This is a genomic window from Collinsella sp. AF33-16 (genome assembly GCF_003475325.1).
In the GTDB taxonomy this organism is placed as follows: domain Bacteria; phylum Actinomycetota; class Coriobacteriia; order Coriobacteriales; family Coriobacteriaceae; genus Collinsella.
This window is the reverse complement of the sequence record NZ_QRQC01000038.1, coordinates 1-6,842: the sequence shown is the minus strand read 5'-3', so window position 1 is coordinate 6,842 and position 6,842 is coordinate 1. Positions and strand designations below refer to the sequence as shown.

General features: G+C 59.7%; 6 protein-coding genes and 5 tRNA genes. 4 read left to right on the top strand and 7 right to left on the bottom strand.

Going from position 1 to position 6,842, the window contains the following annotated elements:
• Positions 1 to 120 precede the first annotated feature (120 nt).
• The 4 genes from DWZ52_RS09685 to DWZ52_RS09670 all read left to right on the top strand — a co-directional run bounded on the left by DWZ52_RS09685 (position 121) and on the right by DWZ52_RS09670 (position 2,759).
• Positions 121 to 211: transfer RNA gene (locus DWZ52_RS09685), tRNA-Ser, on the top strand.
• Positions 212 to 259: 48 nt separating this feature from the next.
• Positions 260 to 350, top strand: a tRNA-Ser gene (locus DWZ52_RS09680).
• 467 nt (positions 351 to 817) lie between these two features.
• Complete coding sequence (locus tag DWZ52_RS09675) at positions 818 to 1,507, top strand: trimeric intracellular cation channel family protein (RefSeq protein WP_233539158.1); 690 nt, start codon at positions 818 to 820, stop codon at positions 1,505 to 1,507.
• A gap of 106 nt (positions 1,508 to 1,613) precedes the next feature.
• Positions 1,614 to 2,759: a polymer-forming cytoskeletal protein gene (locus tag DWZ52_RS09670; RefSeq protein ID WP_117818408.1), complete on the top strand. Its 1,146-nt coding sequence runs from the start codon at positions 1,614 to 1,616 to the stop codon at positions 2,757 to 2,759.
• A gap of 129 nt (positions 2,760 to 2,888) precedes the next feature.
• Here DWZ52_RS09670 and typA read toward each other — a convergent pair whose 3' ends face one another.
• The 7 genes from typA to DWZ52_RS09635 form a co-directional block, all read right to left on the bottom strand.
• A complete protein-coding gene (gene typA / locus DWZ52_RS09665; protein WP_117584035.1) occupies positions 2,889 to 4,727 on the bottom strand; it encodes a translational GTPase TypA in 1,839 nt (612 codons plus the stop codon).
• 117 nt (positions 4,728 to 4,844) lie between these two features.
• Positions 4,845 to 5,294 carry a hypothetical protein gene (locus tag DWZ52_RS09660; RefSeq protein WP_089572580.1) on the bottom strand — a complete coding sequence of 150 codons (450 nt, stop codon included), beginning with the start codon at positions 5,292 to 5,294 and terminating at the stop codon, positions 4,845 to 4,847.
• Between the two features lie 30 nt (positions 5,295 to 5,324).
• Entirely contained in the window at positions 5,325 to 5,681 is a 357-nt protein-coding gene (locus DWZ52_RS09655) for a hypothetical protein (protein ID WP_117756927.1), read from the bottom strand.
• A 33-nt stretch (positions 5,682 to 5,714) separates the two neighbouring features.
• Complete coding sequence (locus DWZ52_RS09650) at positions 5,715 to 6,215, bottom strand: bifunctional nuclease family protein (protein WP_117756926.1); 501 nt, start codon at positions 6,213 to 6,215, stop codon at positions 5,715 to 5,717.
• A gap of 184 nt (positions 6,216 to 6,399) precedes the next feature.
• A tRNA-Ile gene (locus DWZ52_RS09645) sits at positions 6,400 to 6,476 on the bottom strand.
• Between the two features lie 4 nt (positions 6,477 to 6,480).
• Positions 6,481 to 6,556, bottom strand: a tRNA-Ala gene (locus tag DWZ52_RS09640).
• A gap of 67 nt (positions 6,557 to 6,623) precedes the next feature.
• A tRNA-Ile gene (locus DWZ52_RS09635) sits at positions 6,624 to 6,700 on the bottom strand.
• Between the last annotated feature and the right edge of the window lie 142 nt (positions 6,701 to 6,842).

Genomic DNA, 6,842 nt, shown 5'->3' with positions numbered 1-6,842 from the left:
TGAGTCCTGAGGCTGTTGCAATGAAAATGAGAATCAAGGCACGGCCAAGCGTTTTAAAAAATGCCAACTTTTCTGTTTGCACTTTGCGATTCCTCGTGTATACTGACTTTCGCATTTAACGGAGAGTTGTCCGAGTGGCCGAAGGAGCACGATTGGAAATCGTGTAGGCGTCAAAAGCGTCTCCAGGGTTCAAATCCCTGACTCTCCGCCAGTTAATTCCAAAGCAGGCCTTCGAGCCTGCTTTGTTTTTACCCCACGCGGAGGGGTGGCAGAGTGGTTGAATGCGGCGGTCTCGAAAACCGTTTGGCCTGTATAAGGTCACGAGGGTTCGAATCCCTCCTCCTCCGCCATTTTGGTTGAGAAAGCTCCCGGCATTGGGGGCTTTTTTGTTTTGAGTCCCTAACAGGCAAATACGGCGGAGGAGGAGGGATTCGAACCCGCCAGGGCGCAAAGCGTAAAGAAAACGCGCCAGTGGCGCGTTTTTAGCGCAGCGCGGTCGGCGTAAGCCGACCGAATAAATTTTGAGCTCCGCTCAAAATTTGGACATCCCTCCTATTCAACCCGCGCCCGCATCGCATTCAACCCCAGCAATGGGGCTTTTTTGTTATCGGATCCCCTCTCGGCTGCACGCTTCCCCAAACATGTACATCACCCTCCAAAAACGACATTTTTCGGCATCTTTGGAGGCTGATGCACATGTTTGGTACCCATGACCGTTCCCAGTCCCTACCGTTTGCCGAGCAATAGGGTCTCAATCGCCGCCAACCATGTACTATGTACGGGCATTGTTCAAACCCGAGAATCAAAGGACCTCATCTTGCCCGTCGTCGCCGCTATGACTGTTACTTCACACGCCTCGGATGCCATGGTCGCTATCCCATTTTGGCTCGAGATGTTCGCCGTTGTCGCGGCATCGATCTCGGGCGTGCTGGTCGCTCGCGAGCACAAGCTCGACCTGGTGGGCGCGGTCGCGCTCGCGGTGGTCTGCGGTCTGGGCGGCGGTCTTTTGCGCGATATGACGCTCCAGGTCGGCAACGTCTACATCCTCAACCAGCCCATGGCACTACCGCTCTCCATCGCCACAGCCGCCATCATCTATATCTTCCCGGCAATCGTCGATAAGCCCGAAAAACTCATTCCCCTGCTCGACATCATCTCGGTCGGCATCTATGCAGCAACCGGCGCGGACAAGGCGTTGGTGTACGGATTTGCGCCCGCCGTATGTATCATGATGGGCTTCTTTACCGCCGTGGGCGGCGGCATGCTGCGCGACGGCTTTATGGGCGTGGTCCCGGGCATTTTCCAACGCACCAACTTCTATGCCATCGCGGCCATCGCCGGATCGGCAAGCTATGTAGCCCTCGTCATGAGCGGCCTCATGAGCAATGTTGCCGCACTGGTCGTATGCGTTGTGGTGACCATGGGGCTGCGTTGGCTATCACTGCGCTTTGACATTAAAAGCCCTACCGAGGAAGACATCGCGCGCTTTTTGCACCGTAAAAAGTAGGTAGCACAGCACAACCCCTCGAAATGCAACCGAGAGATTCTTTTAGAGCGCCCGCGCGTTGGGTACCCTGTTAGATACCTGTCGAGTATCTAACGAAGGATTCACTATGCCTTGCAACCAAGTACCGTCGATCCGGCGCCACAAAGCGCAGACCCGCATCACCATCCTATTCGCGCTGATTGCGCTCGCGCTCACCGCACTTCCCACGGTGTCGTTCGCCGGCACCGACACCGCGGGAAACGTGCTCGCAACCGAAGTTGACTCAACTCCGTCCGGTATCGAAGGCGACCTGTACTGGGCCGGCCAAAGTCTCAACCTAGACGACGCCTCCATCGGCCGCGATATTATCGCGGCGGGTGAGAACCTGTCGATTCGCGATTGCACCGTAGGCGGCGCCGTTCGTCTGGCGGCACGCACCATCGATATCGCCAAAACCGCAATCGATGGCAGCGTCACGGTGGCCGGCCAGCACGTCGTGCTCAACACCGGCAGCACCGCCAACTGTTTTTACGCGGCAGGCGAAACGGTCGCCCTGCGCGGCTCCGCCAAATCGGCGGCGCTTGCCGGCGACACCGTAACCATCGACGGCACCGTCGATGGCGATGTTGAGGTCTGGGCCGACAAGCTCATCCTGGGTAAAAACGCCCGCATCACCGGCACGGTGAACGCCCACGTCTCACAGGACCCCGAGCGGGCCGAGGGCGCCCAGGTCGGAGCTCTCAAGATCGACCGGACCGAGAACGAGAACACCTCTACGGCCAACGACATTATCGGCGGCATCGTTGCCGCGGCGCTTTCCACCTGCTTTGTCGCCATCCTGCTTGAGCTTGTCTTTCCACGCGCAACCGCCAGCGCTGCCGGCATGCTCCATCAGCGTCCCATGCCGCTGTGGGTAAGTGGTCTTCTGGGCACGGTCGCCGTCGCTCCCGCCGTGCTGCTGCTCATCATCTCGATTGCAGGCCTGTCGCTCGCCGCCGCCCTCATGTGCGGCGTCATCGGCATCGCTTTGGTCTCGGCGGCATTTACGGGCACCGCGGTCGCGCGCATGGTCGGACACAACCAAAACCGCTACGCCATGGCCGCCGTGGGCGGTATCGTCGCGGGCGCACTCACGGCACTTCCTCTTATGGGCAACTTTGTCAGCGGTGTAGCCTTCGTCTTCACGCTCGGCTACGCCATCCAGATCATCTGGCGCAACGCCCACCTCAAGCCGCAGCAGCCGGCTAACACGCCAGGACTCCCCACCGCCTAGCCGCCAACCACCACAAAAGGGCCAGGCACCTTTGTGGTGGCGCAAAGCAACCTGATCCCATTGCACCAAAAAGGGCGCCGACCATTGCGGTCGACGCCCTTTCTTATTGGCAGTTATAAGCCCCAGCGCTTATTTGTTGACCTGGCCGGCGCGGACGGCTGCCTTCTTACGGTCGGTGGCGTTGAGCAGACGCTTGCGCAGGCGGATGTTCTTGGGAGTAATCTCCACCAGCTCGTCGTCGGCGATGTACTCCAGCGCCTCCTCCAGAGAGAAGGTGCGAGGCGGCACCAGCTGCACGGAGATGTCGGAGGTCGAGGAACGCTGGTTACCCAGGTTCTTGGTGCGGGCGATGTTGACGACCATGTCGCCGGCCTTGCTGCGCTCGCCCACGATCATGCCCTCGTAGCACTCGGTACCCGGCTCAACAAACAGCTGACCGCGCTCCTGCAGCGTACCCAGGGCGTAGGCAACGGCCTTCTCGGTGGTCATGGAGATCATGGCGCCGTTCTGGCGGTTGCCGATCTCGCCGGCGTAGGGGCCATACTCCAGGAAGGTGTGGTAGAACACGCCCTCGCCGTGGGTGACGTTCATGATGCGGTTCTTAAGGCCCATGATGCCACGCGTCGGGATCTTAAACTCAAGGTGCGTCACGATGCCCGAGGTATCCATGCTCGTCATGATGCCACCGGAGGTGCCGAAGACCTCAACGACCTTGCCCGAGTACTCGTCCGGGCACTCGACGACGGCCTGCTCGACAGGCTCCATCTTGTTGCCGTTCTCGTCCTTCTTAAACAGAACGCGCGGACGACCGACCTGGAACTCAAAGCCCTCGCGGCGCATGGACTCCATCAGAACGGACAGGTGCAGAATGCCGCGGCCCGAGACCTCGACGCCGCTCTTGTCCTCGAGCTCCTCGATCTTCATGGTCACGTTGTTCTCGGCCTCGTTGAACAGGCGCTCCTTGAGCTGACGGGCGCCAACGATATCGCCGTCGCGGCCGACGAGCGGGGAGGTCGAAGCCTCAAAGACGATGGACAGGGTCGGCGGGTCGATCTCGATGGGCTCGAGCTCGACGGGATTCTCGGGATCGGTGTAGACATCGCCGATATCGGTGCGGTCGATGCCCACAACGGCGGCAATGTCGCCGGCGCCGACTTCCTGGCACTCGGTACGGCCCAGGTAGTCGAAGGTAAAGAGTTGCTTGACGGTAGCGGTGGCGCTGGAGCCGTCGTTCTTGACGACCAAGATCTGGTCGCCCTGGTGGATGGTGCCGGAGTACACGCGGCCGATGCCGATACGGCCGACGAAGTTGGAGTGATCGATGGTCACGCACTGCATGGCCAGCGGAGCGGTCTCGTCAACCTCGGGTGCGGGCATGTCGTCGATGATCATGTCGAGCAGCGGGTACATGTCCATGTTGCCGTCCTCGGGATCATGACGGGCAAAGCCGTTGACGCCGCTGGCGTAGATGACATGCTCCATGGCAAACTCAAGCTGGTCGTCGGTAGCGCCCAGGTCGGCCATAAGGTCCAGGCAGTCGTTGTAGGCCTTCTCGGGGTTGGCACCCGGACGGTCGATCTTGTTGATGACGATCATGATCTTAAGGCCGGTGTCGATAGCGTGACGCAGCACGAAACGGGTCTGGGGCATGGGGCCCTCAAAAGCGTCGACCAGCAGCAGGGCGCCGTCGGCCATACGCAGCACGCGCTCGACCTCACCGCCAAAGTCGGCGTGGCCCGGGGTGTCGATGACGTTGATCTTGACGTCCTTGTACTCGATAGAGATGTTCTTGGCGAGAATCGTAATGCCGCGCTCGCGCTCCTGGTCGTTAGAGTCCAGGACGCGGTCCTCGACCTGCTGGTTGGCACGGAAGGCGTCCGTGGCACGCAGGAGCTTGTCGACCATCGTCGTCTTGCCGTGGTCGACGTGGGCGATGATGGCGATGTTCCTCAGATTGTCTACGCGCATGTAGTTCCCCTATCTTCTATCCATATACAAACGGCACGCGTATGCGGCCCGCCCAGCGATACAACGCTCAGCGGGAATATTGAGCCTTTTACCGAAAACTCGTTTATTTTAGCGATTTTAGATAAGAGGGGTTTCCTCACCTGCAGGTTCAGGGTCGCTCCACATAAAACCATCGCCGGCACCCATGCCCTCATACAGCACGTATGCCGAAAAACCGCTCTCGAGCGTGGTTTCGAAGAAGCTCACGAGCAGGGCGTCGTGATAGCCGCCGTCAATTTCGACACAACCGGTGTAGCCGATGGCATAGCGGGCGATGCGGCCCAGGCCCTCGTCCTTAAGACCCATCTTGTGCTCGGAGATAAAGTTGGTGGCCGCCTCGAGGCATGCCTCTTCGCCGTCCTCGTCGAGCGCCGCCAGATATCGGTTGGAAGCAGCGTCCTCGATCGCCACAACTACGCCCGGGTTCTCGCCGGCGGCAAGGTCGTCCAAGAACGCACCAATCAGGTCACACACCATGGCGTCGAGCTCGGCGGAGACGTTACCGGCGTCCTGCATATCCTGTGCCATCTTTAGACCTTCCCATCGAGTCTGGCGTCGTTACAGTTCTTGTGCCTCGGCAGCGATCTTGGCGGCAGCGTCGCGGGCGCGCATCATATCCATCGCGCGCTTGTCGAGTACCTTGATCTGGTTGGTCAGCATTACTGCATCGACCACACCCCAGATTACCAAGCCTGTTGAAATCGAAAACCCAAGCGCACCAACTGTACCACGAAGGCGCGAGCAGATTGCCGCGACAAGGGCGGAGACGACAACCATCTTGATAAACGAGCCGCGGCGCTCGCGAAGCGTGCGGGCCTGCGTCACATAGGCAATGCGTGCCGCCTCGGATGCCTCCGAGCGCATCTGGGCCTCGCGCGCAATGGCCGCCGCCTCAGCCGACATACCGCTGGCCATCAGCGAACACTCCGCAACCCTGCCGCCCCGCATTTAGAAGTCATCGGGGGAGAGCGTATGGACGAACTCGTCGAACTTCTCGAACTCCTGCTCGTCGTCGACATCCTCGGCGTGGGTGGAAACAGTGCCCAGGCGATTCATGATGTCGTCCTCCACAAACATGGGAGCATTGCTGCGCACGGCAAGGGCAATGGCATCACTGGGGCGGGCGTCGATCTTGCGCTCCTCGCCATCGGCCAGTACGACGATCGTCGCGTAGAACACCGGCGGCTCGGCGCGAACGATCTCGATGCGCTCGAGCTTGGCGCCCAGGGCGTCAACGGTATCGAGCAACAGGTCATGGGTGATCGGGCGCTCGGCGCGGCCGCTATCGATGCCGCGGCTGATGGCAGCAGCTTCAAACGAACCAGTCTGAATGGAAAGGGAGCGCAGCGGCGCGGGCGAGTCCGATTTGCTGCTGCGCTCACGAAGCACGATAAGCGATGGCACGGGACCGGCGGCCATGACGATGGTCTCTATGTCGACACGAACCATGGAACACCTCCGGTACGTAGCGGTTAACACGCGGCAGCCCGCCGCATTGAATAGCTATACTACCCAATCTTTCGCACAGCACACAAAATCAAAGTAGTTAATTTGGGACGGGGCTTTTTTGACTACTTTCAGTAGGTAAGAAAAAAGCCCCGAGGCAACGCCCCAGGGCTCTTCACAGTTTTGATGGTGGACCTGACAAGATTCGAACTTGTGACCTCCCGGTTATCAGCCGGACGCTCTAACCAACTGAGCTACAGGTCCATCATGGTGGAGGTTAGGGGGATCGAACCCCTGACCTCAGGCTTGCAAAGCCCGCGCTCTCCCAGCTGAGCTAAACCCCCACGGAGACAGTAATAAACACCCCAGCGGCGACTCGGCTCTCGCTGGGGTGTTTATTGCGAAAGAAAGTGGTGGACCTGACAAGATTCGAACTTGTGACCTCCCGGTTATCAGCCGGACGCTCTAACCAACTGAGCTACAGGTCCATCGCGCAAGGGATATATTAGACGAGTCGTTACGCGCGCGTCAACAACTTTTTTGAAAATCTTTGAGGGGTGTCGGCCCCGGCTGCCCGGCGGCATGCGAAGTCGATCGCGAGTTCCGCACGAGCCGGAGAGCACTTAATGT